Here is a 17,759-nt window from a genome sequence, read left to right as displayed (position 1 = left end):
GCTAAAACTCGAACTGATAGAGCAAATCCAGTGCCTGATCTACACCAGACACGGCTTCCAGATATAGCTTTGGCATCAGGCGATAACGTAACGTGAGTGTTGCTATAGAGTCAAATATCCCCACGCCGTATTTCACTTGTAGACCTGGTAATACATAGCCGCTGACCACCACCTGGGAGGAGTCGCCTACTCCCTCGGTGTCGAGAGCTAAATTACTTACGCCAAATGTCTCGCCGATTTTACCCACAATCTGACCACTTTGTGCAACCCCCAGACCAATCAGCATCGAGGTCATCGCCGCGCTGTCGCTCTGATCGCTTTCCAGCCCTTGTCCACGCAACAAGTAAGACAACGCAGCCTGTTGCGACATCGCCGGGTCAGAGAAGATCTCCGCTTTCGGTTCATCCGCCAGTCCGGTGACGCGAACACCGGCGATTACGTCGTCTTCTGTAGCATCCGGGTTACGAATTGCTTCGATATTAAGATACGGTTGATCCGGTGGACCAGAGAACAGCAACTCGCCTTTGCGAACGATCAGATCCTGACCATAGGCATGGAAGCGACCTTCCGGAATGTTGATCTGTCCGTTCAGCCCCAGTCCCTGTTTGTCCTGTACGACATTGAGATCGCCCGTCAGCCGCGCTTTCAGGCCAAAGGCATCAATGCGCACATTGTTGCCGACGTGGACAATCAGGTTGCTGTTAATCGGAATCGACGCAGTTTTCGCCTCCTCCGGTTGTAGGTTATCGTTGAGCATCACGACATCGCTGGAGACGCCCACCGCACTTTCTGGCAGATCGTGCACCACAATGCGCGCCCACGGTACATCAACGCGACCATCAAGGGTAAACAGGCTTGGTGTGGCTTCGAATACGACATCTGGCGACACATCCATACGCACCATCGGCGGTACGGTGATCCGCACCTTACTGCCTTTTGCCGTCACCCGCGCGCGCCAGTTTTCAATCTGACTCCAGTCTGCATCCCCGTTCAGGTAAATGTCACCCTGCTGGGTTCGCACGGTGCCCGCAAGCGTCGAGCGCATACCGTTAAAGTTGACCGCAAGCTGGCTCGGCTGCATATCAAACGGCATAAAGTTGCCATCGATATCCACCCCCGTAACCTGGAGCTGACCAAAAAGCTGCGGACTTTGTACATCACCGCCCAGACGTAAATTAGCACTCACCATCCCCGCCGCTTTTTCCCCACGCGTAAAGATGGGGTTTACCATCGCGAGGTTAAAGTTGCGGATGTTGACGTTGCCACCGAGATTGCGGCGGCCTTGTGGATCGGTCACCTGCACCTGACCATCGAACTGACCATTATTAGTCAGGCGGATGGTCCAGCCCAGTTCAGCGCGGTTGTTGCGCAGTTCCGCCGTCAGATTCAGTGTCTGAAACGCCACCGGCAGCGCCGCGTCGTTGACGGTTTGCGTCACCTGCACGTTACGCCCGGAAAGGGTGATGCTACCCTGCGGCAGCCCTTCTTTGGTGGTGTCCCAGGCAACGTCTGCTTTACCTGTAAAGATGCCGCTTGCCTGAGTGGTTTCCGGCATAAACGGTTTCAGCATGGCCAGGTCGAAACGATTGAGATTCACCACCGCACGCCCTTCAGCCCCGGCATCAATGGTTTGCGGCACGCACAGTTCCGCGTTCGGGTTTACCCAGCAGTGCGGCCCGATGCTGACTTTTTGCTCCTGATTGCGGTAATCCAGCGCAATATCGCGGGTCAGCGACCACGGGCCGACTGGCGTCTGGAAGCGGGTATTACTCAGCGTTCCCTTCCAGCGTTCTTCTTTGCGATCAAAACTGCCCGCCAGATTGAGCTGTCCGGAAACCGGCTCGCCCTGAATCCGCAGTTGTAGCTCGTGCTGCTTTTCGCTGCCTTTCGCATTCAGGGTGACGAGGTTGATATTCACATCCGGCTGCGAAATTTGCTCAACGCGCACATCGAGTTTACCCGCAATCTGATCGGTGGATTTTATATCGCCTTCCACGCGAACCTGCGCCACGGAGAGTTCCTGCCAGCGCAGGTTGCGCGCGGTGATATCCGCCAGCAACTGCGGCGCGTCCACCGTACCGCGAACCTTCACCAACCCTTTCGCTGTACCGCCCAGCCCTGGCAGCGCGTTATCCAGACCCGGCGCGTTGATCGTGGCATCAAGATTGAGATCTTTTACTCCCAGTTCACCTTTCACTTCGGCACTGTTAGATCCCAGTTCCAGATGCAGACCAGGGATCATCCACTGCATATAACTGTTGCCTTTCAGCGTACCGTCAACGTTCACTTTGTTCTGTTTAACGTTACCAGTCAGCTTCAACTCCGGCACGTCCATCTGCCAGGTGCCGCCGTACAGGCTGCCGCGCGTTTTGATCAAACCATTGAGTTTCGACGGCCAGTCCGGAAACTCTTTCGCGGTGTTAATGCCGTTAAGCGTTAACTCACCACGCCAGCTAATCGCCTGCTGCCAGTCGAGCAACGCTTTCAACTCAGTTTTCCCTTCCAGCGCCGCGACGGTGAGTTTGTCGAGATTCACCTGCTGTTCATTACCTTTCGCATCGAGGGTAATGGTGGCTGGCGGGATCTCCTGTCCCTTCACTGCCGCGCGCATAGAGAGCGTGTAATCGGTCATTTTGCCGGTGAGTTTCAGTTTCAGATCGTCCGCCTGATACTGCTTCTCGCCGGTAAACGGCCAGTAAAGTTGCTTGCTGTTGACTTCGACATTGAGCGGCAGTCCAGCCTCCGCCAGCCGCGTCTGAGCACGCAGATCCATATCCACCTGACCAGAAAGGTTAACGCCAATCTCCAGTTGTTCGCGCAGCGCACCGCCCACTTTCAGCTTCACTTTTTCACCCTTCAACGGCTCCACGTTCAGTGTGCTGTTGAGGGTGATATCTACCGGCCAGTTACCGGACAGCTGCGCCGTACCGCTGGCGTTAACGCTCCCCTGGTTAGAGTCGATGTCCAGCGCGTCCAGTTTGGTATTGCCGTCGATGCTGCTCACTTTCAGCAACATGGTGCGCACGGTGATGTCCGTGTCGCCCGTCACGCGCAGCTGCTCGCCCTTAAACTCTTCAATATTCAGGTTGAGCGGCAAATGCACGTCGGTCATTTCCGGCAATACCGGGCGAGAAAAGAGATCTTTCAGCGTTTCGCCGAGCGGTTTTTCATCCGGCTGCGGATTTTCAATTTTCGGTTCGACGACTTCTTCCTGCGCCACTTCCGCCACTTTCGGCAGTGCAATCAGCAGGCCTTTCAGCGATGTCGGTTTCAGGGTCAGGGTTTTCTCCTGCCAGTTCAGACCGGAGGTGAAGTCCATCACCGACACCGTGGTGTCATCAATTTTGATATTGACGTTATCCAGCGCCACCCGCGTCAGGGTGATGGGATACGGCGTGGAGAGATCCAGCGGGCCGCTGTCTTCCTCTTCTTCAACCTGCTCTGAAGGGGGCATTTTTTTGCTGTCTATATTGACCTGAATGTCTTTCAGCGCCAGGTCATTAATACAAACGCTGCTGTCCCACAGGCACTCCAGCCCAACCGCCAGATGCAGATTACCCGCTTTAACCGCCACACCTGGCTGCTCATAACGAACGTCAGACAGAGTAAGGTCGCTCCAGCCGCCGGTCACCTTACCGATATCCAGCCCTGGCACCCAGCGATCTGCCGCTTTAAATACCAGATGCAAACCACTGGTGGTGCCCACCAGAAATGCCACCGACCCCAGCAACAGTAAGAGGACGACAACCGCGCCGAGGCTGATTTTTTTCCATAAACTCATAATTCTGGCCCCAGACCGATGTAAAACTGTAAACCATGCTCGTCTTTGTCAGCGACCGGAACCGCGAAATCGAGCTTGATCGGCCCGACTGGCGATTCCCAGCGCACGCCAACCCCGGTGCCAGTTTTAAAGTCACTGCGGCGAATATCGCTTACCGCTTCGCCGCTATCGACAAACACCGCGCCCCACCATTTTCCGGTCACGTTGTACTGATACTCCAGCGATCCGGTTATCAGTTTTGATGCCCCTTTCAGGTCACCATTGGCGTATTTCGGCGCAATAGATTTGTATTTATAGCCGCGAATGCTACGGTCACCCCCGGCAAAGAAACGCAGATCAGGCGGCACTTTGTCGAAGTCACCCGTTTCAATCCAGCCCAACGTGCCGCGCGTGACAAAACGATGGCGATCGTAGAGTGTGCGTATCCAGACGTTTTGCGCCTGAAACACAGAGAAATCGACGTCCGAGCCCCAGGCCGTGTTTGAATAGTCGATTGAGTAGCGTTGCGAGTCGCCCCAGGTCGGCATCAGGCCGCCGCGTGAACGCGTGCGGCTAATCATCACGCCTGGATAAAACAGCATCGTGGTGTTGGTAATTTCACCCTGGGTAAAGTGGTCAAGACTCCAGCGTAAGTTAATGGCGCGCTGCCAGCCGCTGGAGAGATCCCAATAACGGGAGGCCACCAGAGTTGTAGAGTCGGATTCCGTATCGTTCAGATCGGTGCGCTTAAAACCACCCTGTACCAGATAATATTGTTCCAGCGGGTTCTTAAGCAGCGGCATTTTATAGCTAAAGTCGAGAGTCTGTTCCGGTGCAGAGATACTTGTGCTGGTGGTCAGGCTGTGACCGTAAGAGTTCATCCACGGCTTTTTCCACGTCGCTTTAACACGTGGACCTACGTCCGTTGAGTACCCTACCCCGGTTTCAATCGTATTTTCCGTGCGCGGCGAAACGACGCCGGTAAGCGGCAATACTTTTGTTTCTCGCGCTTTATCAAACTGCGGTGCGACCACCACCGAGTTAAACCAACCAGTGGCGGAGAGACGGCGGTTCAGCTCTGCCAGGTCTTTTGACTCGTATTCATCACCTTCTTTAAACGGAACAAGGTTTTGCAGATACTCATCGCGGATCTGTGAGCCTTCGAAGGTCACATGCCCAAAGCGGTAGCGTTCGCCACTGTTGTAATCAATATCCCAGTAGGCTTTATGCAAGCCAAGTGCAATACCCAACTGGGCTTTGGTAAATTCACTATCGAAATAGCCTTTGCGCAACGCGATGCTGGTTAAGGACTTTTTGAAATTTTCGTAGTCACCCTGATTCAGCACCGTGCCTATAGCCGGGCGAGTATCGAGCAACTTCAAATAGTCTTTATCGGTCCGTGCACCACCGCGCAGCACAACATCGGTGCCGCCAATCAAAATGGGTACGCCGGGCGTGACTTTGGCGATCAAAACCTGTCGCCCTTTCTTTGGCGGTGGTCGGAGATCAAATTCAATGGTCGGCTGGTAATAGCCCAGCGCCTTCAGGCCTTCGCGGATGGCATCATCGACACGCGCGCGAAATCGCCGGTCTGGCGTCACTTCATCACTTTCAATCGTAGAAAGCTGTGCACGAACATTTTTTTCCAGCTGTCCTGATAACCCTTCGACCTGTAGACGGACGTTCGCGGCGATAGCAGAACCACCAAAGCAGAGTAAGCTTACACAACATAACTGTCGGATATAGCGCACATTTTCTCCTGAATATCCTTTGTTCCTGCCCCTGGAACCCCGTTAAACGGCTTAACAAAAAACCAGCAATATGGATTTAAAAGCAGACTAAATCCAAAATATTTCTTATGTTTTACTTTATACACATTCACGAGAGTTATTGTGTGCAAATACGTCTCTTGTTACAACCTAAACCCCAAAGACCGATTTCGGGAGAGCGATACCATGAGTTTATTTGATAAAAAGCATCTGGTTTCCCCCGCCGATGCCCTTCCTGGACGTAATACCCCGATGCCCGTAGCCACGTTGAATGCAGTCAACGGTCACTCAATGACAAATGTGCCTGACGGAATGGAAATCGCCATTTTTGCTATGGGCTGTTTCTGGGGCGTGGAACGCCTTTTCTGGCAACTTCCCGGTGTTTACAGCACCGCCGCAGGTTATACCGGCGGCTACACGCCAAACCCGACTTATCGGGAAGTGTGTTCTGGTGATACCGGCCACGCCGAAGCGGTACGCGTGGTTTACGATCCGTCAGTGATCAGCTACGAACAACTGTTACAAGTATTCTGGGAGAATCACGATCCCGCACAAGGGATGCGTCAGGGCAATGACCATGGCACGCAGTATCGTTCCGCGATTTATCCGCTAACACCAGAACAGGATGCTGCCGCCCGCGCCAGTCTGGAACGTTTCCAGGCCGCGATGCTTGCCGCCGATGACGATCGTCACATCACCACGGAAATCGCTAACGCGACACCGTTTTATTATGCCGAAGATGACCACCAGCAATATCTGCATAAAAACCCGTATGGTTATTGCGGAATTGGTGGGATCGGCGTTTGCCTGCCGCCTGAAGCGTAGCAATAAAAGGCCGAACTAAAGCGAAATGAAGCAAAAATTTAACCCTCTGGCGACTTTACAGTACCTTACGCTATACTAGCCACTGAAAATGTCGGTTCACTCTCTTCGAACCGGCTTTCAATGTGTATTTCACACAAATTAATCAACTTCCCCTTCCGAGGATCTGACCTGAACGGTCGGATAAGATATGTTAAACAGTATTTTAGTCATACTCTGCTTGATCGCTGTGAGTGCGTTCTTCTCGATATCCGAGATCTCGCTTGCCGCCTCACGCAAAATCAAACTTAAACTGCTGGCTGATGAAGGCAATATAAACGCCCAGCGCGTTCTGGATATGCAGGAAAATCCCGGCATGTTCTTTACCGTGGTGCAAATTGGTCTGAACGCGGTGGCAATACTCGGCGGTATCGTCGGTGATGCGGCGTTCTCTCCGGCTTTTAATAGCCTGTTCTCCCGCTATATATCGGCGGAACTCTCTGAGCAACTGAGCTTTATTCTCTCTTTCTCGTTAGTGACTGGCATGTTTATTCTGTTTGCGGATTTAACCCCGAAACGCATCGGTATGATTGCGCCAGAAGCTGTGGCTTTGCGTATCATCAACCCGATGCGCTTCTGCCTGTTCGTCTGCACCCCTCTGGTGTGGTTTTTCAACGGACTGGCGAACATGATCTTCCGTATCTTTAAATTGCCAATGGTACGTAAAGATGACATCACATCTGATGACATCTACGCAGTCGTGGAGGCCGGTGCGCTGGCTGGGGTATTGCGTAAACAGGAACACGAACTGATCGAAAACGTGTTTGAACTGGAATCCCGTACCGTGCCGTCTTCCATGACGCCGCGTGAAAACGTGATTTGGTTCGATCTCCATGAAGATGAGCAAAGCCTGAAGAATAAAGTGGCGGAGCATCCGCACTCGAAATTCCTCGTCTGTAATGAAGATATCGATCACATTATCGGTTATGTCGATTCAAAAGATCTGCTGAACCGCGTGCTGGCCAATCAAAGCCTGGCACTGAACAGCGGCGTGCAAATTCGCAATACGCTGATCGTGCCTGATACGCTGACCCTCTCTGAGGCGCTGGAAAGTTTTAAAGCTGCGGGTGAAGACTTTGCGGTAATCATGAACGAGTACGCACTGGTGGTGGGGATCATCACCCTCAACGACGTGATGACCACGTTGATGGGCGATCTGGTCGGTCAGGGGCTGGAAGAACAGATTGTGGCGCGTGATGAGAATTCATGGCTAATCGATGGCGGTACGCCGATTGACGACGTGATGCGCGTGCTGGATATCGACGAGTTCCCGCAGTCGGGCAACTACGAAACCATCGGCGGCTTTATGATGTTTATGTTGCGTAAGATCCCGAAACGCACTGATTCGGTGAAGTTCTCCGGTTACAAATTTGAAGTGGTGGATATTGATAACTACCGCATCGACCAGCTACTGGTTACGCGAATCGACAGTAAAGCCACCGCCCTTTCGCCAAAACTGCCTGACGCCAAAGATAAAGAAGAAAGCGTCGCATAACCCCAGAAACATCAACGGCTCCTGAATCAGGAGCCGTCTTATTACTGCATAGCACTTGGTTAAGCCATCTCTGTTTGCAGACGCATAACCTGACGGTTAACTTCGGACATCACTGACAAATGCAGTTTATCCTTCACTTTTGGGATAAGAATCTTACCCTTATCAAATTCAAAAGCGCCAACGTCCTTGATGTATAACCGTCCACGGAACAGGATCTTCACGTACTTCGCCACCTGAAGTGGGTTGTACCGTTGGAAAATTTTCATTGTTGTCTCCTGCTGAGTATTACGCCTTTGCGGTGCCACAATCGGCCCAACTATTATGAGGCGCAAATTTTAATGCCTAATGACTATAGACTATCGGGGTAATGTTTCCAGCGTGTATAAATTTTTTTACCCCACTGTTACAATTATTCAGAATTATCTCTTCACCTAACCACAATCTTCAGTATAAACATTCATTTTTCATATGATTTGTGCGCTTGTCCGCAAACTGGCACCGCACTTGCGGGAAATTCGATAAATAGCACATATGATTAAAAGCCAGACCCAAGTGGTCGGATCACCTGCATACGATAAGAAGGAAACACTATGACCCTACGCAAGATCCTCGCGCTGACTTGCTTGCTACTGCCGATGATGGCCTCCGCGCATAAATTCGAAACTGGTCAGCGCGTACCGCCGATTGGTATTACCGATCGTGGCGAGTTGGTGTTTGATAAAGATCAGTTTAGCTACAAAACCTGGAACAGTGCGCAGTTAGCGGGAAAAGTGCGAGTACTGCAACATATTGCCGGTCGCACCTCCGCAAAAGAGAAAAATGCGACGCTGATTGAAGCAATTAAATCGGCGAAATTGCCGCACGACCGCTACCAGACCACCACCATTGTCAACACCGACGACGCTATTCCCGGCTCAGGTATGTTTGTGCGCAGCAGCCTGGAGAGCAATAAAAAGCTCTATCCGTGGTCGCAGTTTATTGTCGACAGCAATGGCGTCGCGCGCGGAGCCTGGCAACTGGATGAAGAGAGTTCTTCCATTGCAGTGCTGGATAAAGACGGTCGCGTGCAATGGGCGAAGGACGGGGCGTTAACCCAGCAAGAAGTGCAGCAAGTCATGGACTTGCTGCAAAAATTGCTTAATAAATAGAAACCCGGAATCCAGGATTCAGGAAGGATTCGCGCGGAGTGTAATCCAGCGGTTTGCCCTGCCAGTCGTGAACGTGTGCTCCGGCGGCGGCGGCCACGGCATGACCGGCAGCGGTATCCCAAATATTTGTCGGCCCGAAACGCGGGTAGAGCTGCGCCTGACCTTCCGCCACCAGGCAGAATTTCAGTGAAGAGCCGATAGATGTCGTCTGGTGTTCACCAAGCTGTTGCAGATACTCTTTCAGCTCGGCATCCGCATGGGAACGGCTAATGACCACCAGCGGCGGACGGGCGTCGCGTACCTGAATCTGCTTGCGCACGCCGCACTCTTCTTTCCAGGCTTTGCCTTCCGCCGCGCTGTACATGACGTTCATTACCGGCGCATACACCACACCTAATACCGGTTTGCCTTTGTCAATTAGCGCAATGTTAACGGTAAATTCACCATTTCGTTTAATAAACTCTTTGGTGCCGTCCAGCGGATCTACCAGCCAGTAACGTTGCCAGTGCTGGCGGACTTCCCAACCGGGAGGATCTTCTTCGGAAAGAACCGGAATATCCGGCGTTAGTGTACGTAAACCGTCCATGATTACGGTGTGCGCGGCAATGTCCGCCGCCGTCACCGGTGAGTTATCCGCTTTGCTGACGACGTCCATCGGTTTTGTCCCGTCGTAGACCTGCATAATGGCATCGCCCGCATTCCGTGCGAGTTGACATACTTGTTCTAACATTCTCCACCTCTTTTGTTTCAGTGGTGTTAACTTGTTGTTTTACTTATACCCTATCGTTAAAGAATCCGCCAACTGTGATGGCGTCATCGTTTCCTGATTTATTATTTATGGCATCCTTCACGCTCCGTATGAAAGACGTCTCATCTTCTCGTTCATAAAAGGATGCCCAGATGGTTAAGTTTAGTGCAACGCTTCTTGCTACGCTGATTGCCGCCAGTGTGAATGCGGCAACAGTCGATCTCCGCATAATGGAAACCTCTGATTTGCATAGCAACATGATGGATTTCGATTATTACAAAGATACATCCACAGAAAAATTTGGACTGGTACGCACTGCGAGCCTGATTAATGACGCGCGCAATGAAGTGAAAAATAGCGTACTGGTCGATAACGGTGACCTGATCCAGGGTAGCCCGCTGGCGGATTACATGTCGGCGAAAGGATTAAAAGCGGGTGATGTTCATCCGGTCTATAAGGCGCTGAATACGCTGGATTATACGGTCGGTACACTCGGCAATCATGAATTTAACTACGGTCTGGATTACCTGAAAAATGCGCTGGCGGGAGCGAAATTCCCTTATGTAAATGCCAACGTCATTGACGCCAGAACCAAACAGCCAATGTTTACACCGTATTTAATTAAAGATACCGAAGTGGTCGATAAAGACGGAAAAAAACAGACGCTGAAGATTGGCTATATTGGCGTCGTGCCGCCGCAAATCATGGGCTGGGATAAAGCTAATTTATCCGGAAAAGTGACGGTAAATGATATTACCGAAACCGTGCGCAAATACGTGCCTGAAATGCGCGAGAAAGGTGCCGATGTCGTTATCGTTCTGGCGCATTCCGGGCTGTCTGCCGATCCGTATAAAGTAATGGCGGAAAACTCAGTTTATTATCTCAGTGAAATTCCGGGCGTTAACGCCATTATGTTTGGCCATGCTCACGCCGTTTTCCCGAGTAAAGATTTTGCTGATATCAAAGGGGCTGATATCGCCAAAGGTACGCTGAACGGTGTTCCGGCAGTGATGCCTGGCATGTGGGGCGATCATCTCGGTGTGGTCGATCTGCAACTCAGTAATGACAGCGGTAAATGGCAGGTGACGCAGGCAAAAGCGGAAGCACGACCGATTTACGACATCGCCAACAAAAAATCACTGGCTGCGGAAGACAGCAAGCTGGTCGAAACGCTGAAAGCCGATCACGATGCCACCCGCCAGTTTGTCAGCAAACCTATCGGAAAATCTGCCGACAATATGTATAGCTATCTGGCGCTGGTGCAGGACGATCCGACCGTTCAGGTGGTGAACAACGCGCAAAAAGCGTATGTCGAACATTACATTCAGGGCGACCCGAATCTGGCAAAACTGCCGGTACTCTCTGCTGCTGCACCGTTTAAAGTTGGCGGTCGCAAAAATGACCCGGCAAGCTATGTGGAGGTGGAAAAAGGCCAGTTGACCTTCCGTAATGCCGCCGATCTCTATCTCTACCCCAATACGCTGATTGTGGTAAAAGCCAGCGGTAAAGAGGTGAAAGAGTGGCTGGAATGCTCCGCTGGACAGTTTAACCAGATTGATCCCAACAGCACTCAACCGCAGTCTTTAATTAACTGGGACGGTTTCCGCACCTATAACTTTGATGTTATTGATGGCGTGAATTACCAGATTGACGTCACCCAGCCCGCCCGCTATGACGGTGAATGTCAGGTGATTAATGCCAATGCGGAAAGGATTAAGAACCTGACCTTTAATGGCAAACCGATTGATCCGAACGCGATGTTCCTCGTTGCCACCAATAACTATCGCGCTTACGGCGGCAAATTTGCCGGAACCGGCGATAGCCATATTGCTTTTGCTTCACCTGATGAGAACCGCTCGGTGCTGGCAGCGTGGATTGCTGAAGAGTCGAAGCGTGCGGGGGAAATTCACCCGGCAGCAGATAACAACTGGCGTTTGGCACCGATCCCCGGCGATAAGAAACTGGATATCCGTTTTGAAACATCCCCGTCAGATAAAGCCGCAGCGTTTATTAAAGAGAAGGGGCAGTATCCGATGAATAAAGTCGCGACCGATGATATCGGGTTTGCGATTTATCAGGTGGATTTGAGTCAGTAATAGACATCTTTTTCGGCCTACAAATCATCAACCGCATCCGGCATTTATTGGCGGATGCGATGCTACCGTATCTTATCCTCCCTACAAGCCATAAACCGTAGGCCGGATAAGCGCAGCGCATCCGGCAGTTATGCCACACGTTCATCCCGCACCGCCAGCACCTCTGGCAGATGAATCTCAATCCAGTCCGCCAGCGCAGCAACCTTTTCACTCACCTGCTCGCCCAGCGGCGTGAGGCTATATTCCACATGCGGCGGCACCACCGGATACGAGATACGGTTAACAAAACCATCCTGCTCCAGCGCCTGTAACGACTGCGCTAGCATCTTTTCACTCACCCCGCCCATTTTACGGCGCAGGTCGCTAAAGCGATGAGTGCCTTCACGCAGCGCCACCAGAATCAATACCCCCCAACGGCTGGTAACGTGTTTCAGCACCTCGCGCGACGGGCACTGTTCAGCGAAGAGATTTCCCTCTTTCAGTTGTTGCGACAGACTAACCTGACTCATTTCATACTTACCTTTTTGTGTGTACTTACTAAAAGTAAGTTTAGGTGTTAGCGTATTTAAACACAAGACAAACCGATGGAGGCATCCCATGATTGCTATTACCGGCGCAACCGGCCAACTTGGTCACTATGTTATTGAGTCCCTGGTGAAAACCGTTCCTGCCAGCCAAATAGTGGCTATCGCACGTAACCCGGCAAAAGCCCAGGCATTAATCGCGCAAGACATTACCGTGCGTCAGGCTGACTACGGCAATGAAGCCGCACTGACATCTGCGCTACAGGGCGTGGAAAAACTACTGCTGATCTCTTCCAGCGAAGTGGGTCAACGTGCCCCGCAGCATCGTAATGTTATTAATGCCGCAAAGACGGCTGGCGTGAAATTTATCGCTTATACCAGCCTGCTACATGCAGATACCTCCCCGCTCGGCCTCGCCGATGAGCACATCGAGACGGAGAAAATGCTGGCTAATTCTGGCATCGCTTATACCCTGCTGCGCAACGGCTGGTATACCGAGAACTACCTTGCCAGCGCCCCGGCAGCACTGGAGCACGGCGTATTTATCGGTGCGGCGGGCGATGGCAACATTGCCTCAGCAACGCGGGCAGATTATGCAGCCGCTGCCGCGCGCGTGATTAGCGAAGCTGGTCACGAAGGCAAGGTTTACGAACTGGCGGGCGACAGCGCCTGGACGCTGACACAGTTAGCGGCAGAGCTAAGCAAACAGAGCGGCAAACAGGTTACCTATCAAAATCTGAGCGAAGCCGATTTCGCCGCTGCACTGAAAAGCGTCGGACTGCCCGACGGACTGGCGGATATGCTGGCGGATTCTGACGTTGGCGCGTCAAAAGGCGGTCTGTTTGATGACAGCAAAACGCTGAGTAAACTGATTGGTCGCCCGACGACAACGTTAGCCGAAAGCGTAAGCAATCTTTTTAATGTTAATAACTAGTTAATTAAAGTGGCATCCTCCCGCATCCTCTCTGATAATGACGGGATGCCGGGAGCAATCATGTCTGCTTCCTGAACTTTCTTCTGACAGATCAATGGATGCCAGTAATGATTAGCGGCGTGCTGTACGCCCTGTTAGCAGGGTTGATGTGGGGGCTTATTTTTGTCGGGCCGTTGATCGTGCCGGAATACCCGACAATGTTGCAGTCGATGGGGCGTTATCTGGCGTTAGGGTTAATTGCGCTGCCCATTGCCTGGCTGGGACGCGTGCGTCTGCGTCAGTTGGCGCGTCGCGACTGGCTTACTGCCTTGATGCTCACTATGATGGGCAACCTCATCTATTATTTCTGCCTTGCCAGTGCCATTCAACGTACCGGCGCGCCTGTTTCCACGATGATTATCGGCACCCTGCCGGTGGTGATTCCTGTCTTTGCCAATCTGCTTTATAGCCAGCGCGACGGCAAACTCGCATGGGGGAAACTCGCCCCGGCGCTGGTTTGTATTGGCATTGGCCTTGCGTGCGTGAATATTGCTGAGTTAAACCACGGACTCCCCGATTTTGACTGGGCACGTTATACCTCTGGCATCGTGCTGGCGTTAGTTTCCGTGGTCTGCTGGGCATGGTATGCCCTGCGCAACGCCCGCTGGCTGCGGGAAAATCCCGACAAACATCCGATGATGTGGGCAACGGCGCAGGCGCTGGTCACGCTGCCGGTTTCACTTATCGGCTATCTCGTCGCTTGTTACTGGCTGAATACGCAAACGCCGGACTTCTCCCTACCCTTTGGCCCCCGCCCGCTGGTGTTTATTAGTCTGATGATTGCGATAGCCGTGCTTTGCTCATGGGTCGGCGCACTCTGCTGGAACGTCGCCAGCCAGCGATTACCGACAGTGATTCTCGGGCCGCTGATTGTTTTCGAAACGCTGGCAGGTTTGCTGTACACCTTTTTACTCCGCCAGCAAATGCCGCCGCTGATGACGCTGAGCGGTATCGCGCTGTTAGTGGTTGGCGTGGTCATTGCAGTCAGAGCAAAACCCGAAAAACCTTTAATTGAATCTGTCTCTGAAAGTTGACACCTTGCCAGTCTGTTAAATAAGCCTCTGCTACGTAAGGGTTATAGCTTTTAATTTAAAGATGCATTTAAAATGCACCTTATCTTATTAAGAATGAGGTATCAGCTATGGCTTATCGCGACCAACCTTTAGGTGAACTGGCGCTCTCTATTCCTCGCGCTTCGGCTCTGTTTCGTAAATATGATATGGATTACTGCTGCGGCGGTAAGCAGACGCTGGCGCGCGCGGCAGCACGTAAAGAGCTGGATGTTGACGTCATTGAAGCCGAACTGGCAAAGCTTGCTGAACAACCGATTGAGAAAGACTGGCGTAGCGCGCCGCTGGCGGAAATCATCGACCATATCATCGTGCGCTACCACGATCGTCACCGCGAACAACTGCCGGAACTGATCCTGCAAGCTACTAAAGTCGAGCGCGTTCACGCCGACAAACCAAGTGTGCCAAAAGGGCTGACAAAATACCTGACTATGCTGCATGAAGAGCTTTCCAGCCACATGATGAAAGAAGAGCAGATCCTCTTCCCGATGATTAAACAAGGCATGGGTAGCCAGGCAATGGGGCCTATCAGTGTGATGGAAAGCGAGCACGATGAAGCGGGCGAACTGCTGGAAGTGATTAAACACACGACCAATAACGTCACACCGCCGCCGGAAGCCTGCACCACCTGGAAAGCGATGTATAACGGCATTAATGAACTGATTGATGACCTGATGGATCACATCAGTCTGGAAAACAATGTACTGTTCCCACGCGCGCTGGCAGGTAAGTGATCTAAAAGCTGGATGGCATTGCGCCATCCAGCATGATAATGCGGTTATTTCCGCAGTTCAGCAGCCCGCTTCTTACCAATAAACAACCAGCCCAACCCCAGCGCGATAAACCACAGCGGGGTAACCAGCAGCGCCTGGCGGGTGTCCTCTTCCAGCGTCAGCAGCACGATGACGAATACAAAGAACGCCATACATACCCAACACATCAGCTTGCCGAGCGGCATCTTGTAGATCGACTTCTCATGCAGGTGCGGACGTTGTTTGCGGTACACCAGGTACGAACAAAGGATAATCGTCCAGACAAACATAAACAGAATCGCGGAAACGGTTGTGATCATCGTGAACGCACCAATCACGCTTGGATTCACGTACAACATCACCACGCCGCCGAGCAGACAGATGCAAGAGAAGGTCAGCCCTTTCGCGGGTACTGCGCGTTTAGAGAGTTTAGCGAATGCTTTCGGCGCGACGCCTTCCTGCGCCAGACCAAACAGCATACGGCTGGTAGAGAATACGCCGCTGTTAGCGGAAGAAGCCGCAGAGGTCAGCACCACAAAGTTAATTACGCTGGCAGCAGCAGGCAAACCTACCAACACAAACAGTTCAACAAACGGGCTTTTCTCCGCGACCACAGAACTCCACGGCGTCACAGACATAATTACAATTAGCGCGAAGACGTAGAACATAATGATGCGGATCGGAATGGAGTTAATCGCGCGTGGCAGTGATTTCTCCGGATCTTTCGTTTCCGCAGCCGTTGTACCGACCAGTTCAATCCCCACGAAAGCGAAAACCGCAATCTGGAATCCGGCAAAGAAGCCGCTTAAGCCTTTCGGGAACCAGCCGCCGTCATTCCACAAATGCGCGAACGACGCTTCCACACCGGTCGGAGACTGGAAGTGCATCATCACCATGATCAGACCAACGACAATCAGCGACACGATGGCGACGATTTTGATCATCGCAAACCAGAACTCCATCTCACCAAACATTTTCACGGTGGCGAGATTAAGAACCAGCAACAGAATGATCACCGCCAGCGAGGCGACCCAGTCGGAGAGATCGGGGAACCAGAACTGAGCATAAGCCGTGATCGCCACCACGTCTGCCATACCGGTTACAACCCAGCAGAACCAGTAAGTCCAGCCGGTGAAATATCCCGCCCACGGCCCCAGTAAATCGGAAGCGAAGTCACTAAAAGATTTGTATTCCAGATTCGAAAGCAGCAATTCCCCCATTGCCCGCATCACGAAAAAGAGCATAAAACCGATGATCATATAAACGAAAATGATCGACGGCCCGGCAAGACTGATTGTTTTACCGGAACCCATAAACAACCCTGTACCTATGGCACCGCCAATGGCAATAAGCTGAATATGTCGGTTTGTGAGATTGCGCCGTAGCGACTGTTCAGCCGGAGCCTGATCATCGGCAACGACTTTTACCTGATCTACCATGTTTTTTTCTTCCTGTACCTGTCTGTGTTGTTCAGGCTCTGCGGCCTTTAGTCAGTCTATGATACGACGAATCTGTATCGGGACTCATCGATATTAGGTAACAATACGCGGGATGAATACTAAGATTTAGATCTAATGTTAATTTTATGTTTAAAGTGGGTGTCATATCACGGTGATAACGCGAAACAGCTCACAAAAATACACGCTTACGGGGTCTTTTCAACACAAAATAGCGTCGTTTGGCAAACTGAAGGGTTTATTGCTGAATGCCTGCTCCCCTCTGGTTCGAGGGGAACAGAATGCGCTGCTTAGAGGATTTCCAGCAGTTCGACTTCAAACACCAGGGTGCTGAACGGAGGGATGGAGGCGCCAGCGCCGCGCTCGCCATATGCCAGTTCCTGCGGGATGGTCAGTTCCCATTTAGAACCTACCGGCATCAGAGTCAGTGCTTCAATCCAGCCAGGGATCACGCCGTTAACCGGGAATTCAGCCGGTTCGCCACGGGCAACGGAACTGTCAAATACAGTACCGTCGATCAATTTACCGGTGTAATGAACACGAACGCGGTCGGTACGTGCCGGAATTGCGCCTTCACCCTGGTTGATCACGCGGAATTGCAGGCCAGATTCGGTGCTATTCACACCCTCTTTTTTAGCGTTTTCTTCCAGGTATTTCACACCTTCAGCAGCCATCGCCTGGAAACGCTGACGACGAACGGCATCGGCACGTTCGTGAATTTCACGCAGCGCGCGGTGCACCACATCAACCGGAACAGCCGGATGTTTACCTTCCAGTGCATCGGCAATGCCTGCAACCAGTGCTTCTGGCAGCAACCCTTGCAGGCCAGATTCACTCAGTTGTTGCCCTACCTGCAAACCTATACCGTAGCTTGCTTGCGCTTCGATGGTGTCAAAAGTTGGGGTGGTCATCGTATTTCCTTTCTTCGGGTATAAAGTAGCGGGCAGCATATCAGCCACACTTCTTTGGGTAAAACTTTGTCGCGGGAATGATGACAAATCCCGGGGAAAAAGAAACAATAGCAATATCCCGTATGAATATAATAAAGGCGGGTTTACCACGGACATCATAGCGTTAGCTTATTCATAGGCTATGATTGAGGAACA

Annotated in this window: 14 protein-coding genes; 7 read left to right on the top strand and 7 right to left on the bottom strand. The window is 51.9% G+C overall.

What is annotated here, in order from left to right; all coding sequences use genetic code 11:
- Position 1: 1 nt before the first annotated feature.
- Both tamB and tamA read right to left on the bottom strand, forming a co-directional pair.
- Positions 2 to 3,781: an autotransporter assembly complex protein TamB gene (tamB, locus tag A7Z06_RS01125; RefSeq protein ID WP_105279310.1), complete on the bottom strand. Its 3,780-nt coding sequence runs from the start codon at positions 3,779 to 3,781 to the stop codon at positions 2 to 4.
- Positions 3,778 to 5,511 (bottom strand): autotransporter assembly complex protein TamA, encoded by a 1,734-nt coding sequence (gene tamA / locus A7Z06_RS01120; protein ID WP_032226403.1) that lies wholly within the window; start codon positions 5,509 to 5,511, stop codon positions 3,778 to 3,780. Before tamA ends, tamB begins: the two co-directional genes overlap by 4 nt.
- A 204-nt stretch (positions 5,512 to 5,715) precedes the next feature.
- Here tamA and msrA point away from each other — a divergent pair, with 204 nt between their 5' ends.
- A complete protein-coding gene (gene msrA / locus A7Z06_RS01110; RefSeq protein WP_000051459.1) occupies positions 5,716 to 6,354 on the top strand; it encodes a peptide-methionine (S)-S-oxide reductase MsrA in 639 nt (212 codons plus the stop codon).
- Positions 6,355 to 6,541: 187 nt separating this feature from the next.
- The gene (locus A7Z06_RS01105) at positions 6,542 to 7,885 is read left to right on the top strand and encodes a hemolysin family protein (RefSeq protein ID WP_000935031.1); all 1,344 of its coding nucleotides are present in this window, start codon (positions 6,542 to 6,544) and stop codon (positions 7,883 to 7,885) included.
- 59 nt (positions 7,886 to 7,944) lie between these two features.
- On the opposite strand, the gene A7Z06_RS01100 is transcribed toward A7Z06_RS01105, so the two are convergent.
- Entirely contained in the window at positions 7,945 to 8,151 is a 207-nt protein-coding gene (locus tag A7Z06_RS01100) for a DUF1107 domain-containing protein (RefSeq protein ID WP_000689228.1), read from the bottom strand.
- 324 nt (positions 8,152 to 8,475) lie between these two features.
- Between A7Z06_RS01100 and A7Z06_RS01095 the strand changes: the two genes are divergently transcribed.
- The gene (locus tag A7Z06_RS01095) at positions 8,476 to 9,033 is read left to right on the top strand and encodes a YtfJ family protein (protein WP_000175265.1); all 558 of its coding nucleotides are present in this window, start codon (positions 8,476 to 8,478) and stop codon (positions 9,031 to 9,033) included.
- Here A7Z06_RS01095 and cysQ read toward each other — a convergent pair.
- Positions 9,023 to 9,763 carry a 3'(2'),5'-bisphosphate nucleotidase CysQ gene (cysQ, locus tag A7Z06_RS01090; protein ID WP_000893402.1) on the bottom strand — a complete coding sequence of 247 codons (741 nt, stop codon included), beginning with the start codon at positions 9,761 to 9,763 and terminating at the stop codon, positions 9,023 to 9,025. The two genes, A7Z06_RS01095 and cysQ, sit on opposite strands and share 11 nt — an antisense overlap.
- A gap of 170 nt (positions 9,764 to 9,933) precedes the next feature.
- On the opposite strand from cysQ, the gene cpdB reads away from it, so the two are divergent.
- Positions 9,934 to 11,877: a 2',3'-cyclic-nucleotide 2'-phosphodiesterase gene (gene cpdB / locus A7Z06_RS01085; protein WP_000238254.1), complete on the top strand. Its 1,944-nt coding sequence runs from the start codon at positions 9,934 to 9,936 to the stop codon at positions 11,875 to 11,877.
- Between the two features lie 128 nt (positions 11,878 to 12,005).
- Here cpdB and A7Z06_RS01080 read toward each other — a convergent pair whose 3' ends face one another.
- Complete coding sequence (locus tag A7Z06_RS01080; RefSeq protein ID WP_010348218.1) at positions 12,006 to 12,386, bottom strand: winged helix-turn-helix transcriptional regulator; 381 nt, start codon at positions 12,384 to 12,386, stop codon at positions 12,006 to 12,008.
- Positions 12,387 to 12,474: 88 nt separating this feature from the next.
- Here A7Z06_RS01080 and qorB point away from each other — a divergent pair, with 88 nt between their 5' ends.
- The 3 genes from qorB (at position 12,475) to ytfE (ending at position 15,178) form a co-directional block, all read left to right on the top strand.
- Positions 12,475 to 13,335: an NAD(P)H:quinone oxidoreductase gene (gene qorB, locus A7Z06_RS01075; protein WP_000560593.1), complete on the top strand. Its 861-nt coding sequence runs from the start codon at positions 12,475 to 12,477 to the stop codon at positions 13,333 to 13,335.
- Positions 13,336 to 13,442: 107 nt separating this feature from the next.
- Positions 13,443 to 14,408, top strand: a complete 966-nt coding sequence (locus A7Z06_RS01070; protein ID WP_010348216.1) for a DMT family transporter — start codon at positions 13,443 to 13,445, stop codon at positions 14,406 to 14,408.
- Between the two features lie 107 nt (positions 14,409 to 14,515).
- A complete protein-coding gene (gene ytfE / locus A7Z06_RS01065) occupies positions 14,516 to 15,178 on the top strand; it encodes an iron-sulfur cluster repair protein YtfE (protein ID WP_105279309.1) in 663 nt (220 codons plus the stop codon).
- Between the two features lie 44 nt (positions 15,179 to 15,222).
- Here the strand turns inward: ytfE and cycA are convergent, their stop codons facing one another.
- Together cycA and fklB are read right to left on the bottom strand one after the other, a co-directional pair.
- Positions 15,223 to 16,635 (bottom strand): D-serine/D-alanine/glycine transporter, encoded by a 1,413-nt coding sequence (cycA, locus tag A7Z06_RS01060; RefSeq protein ID WP_000228333.1) that lies wholly within the window; start codon positions 16,633 to 16,635, stop codon positions 15,223 to 15,225.
- Between the two features lie 308 nt (positions 16,636 to 16,943).
- Entirely contained in the window at positions 16,944 to 17,564 is a 621-nt protein-coding gene (fklB, locus tag A7Z06_RS01055; protein WP_000211237.1) for an FKBP-type peptidyl-prolyl cis-trans isomerase, read from the bottom strand.
- Positions 17,565 to 17,759: the final 195 nt, after the last annotated feature.

Origin of the sequence: Escherichia sp. MOD1-EC6819, from assembly GCF_002965765.1 — a bacterium.
GTDB classification, from domain to species: domain Bacteria; phylum Pseudomonadota; class Gammaproteobacteria; order Enterobacterales; family Enterobacteriaceae; genus Escherichia; species Escherichia ruysiae.
This window is presented reverse-complemented; position numbering and strand designations above follow the sequence as displayed.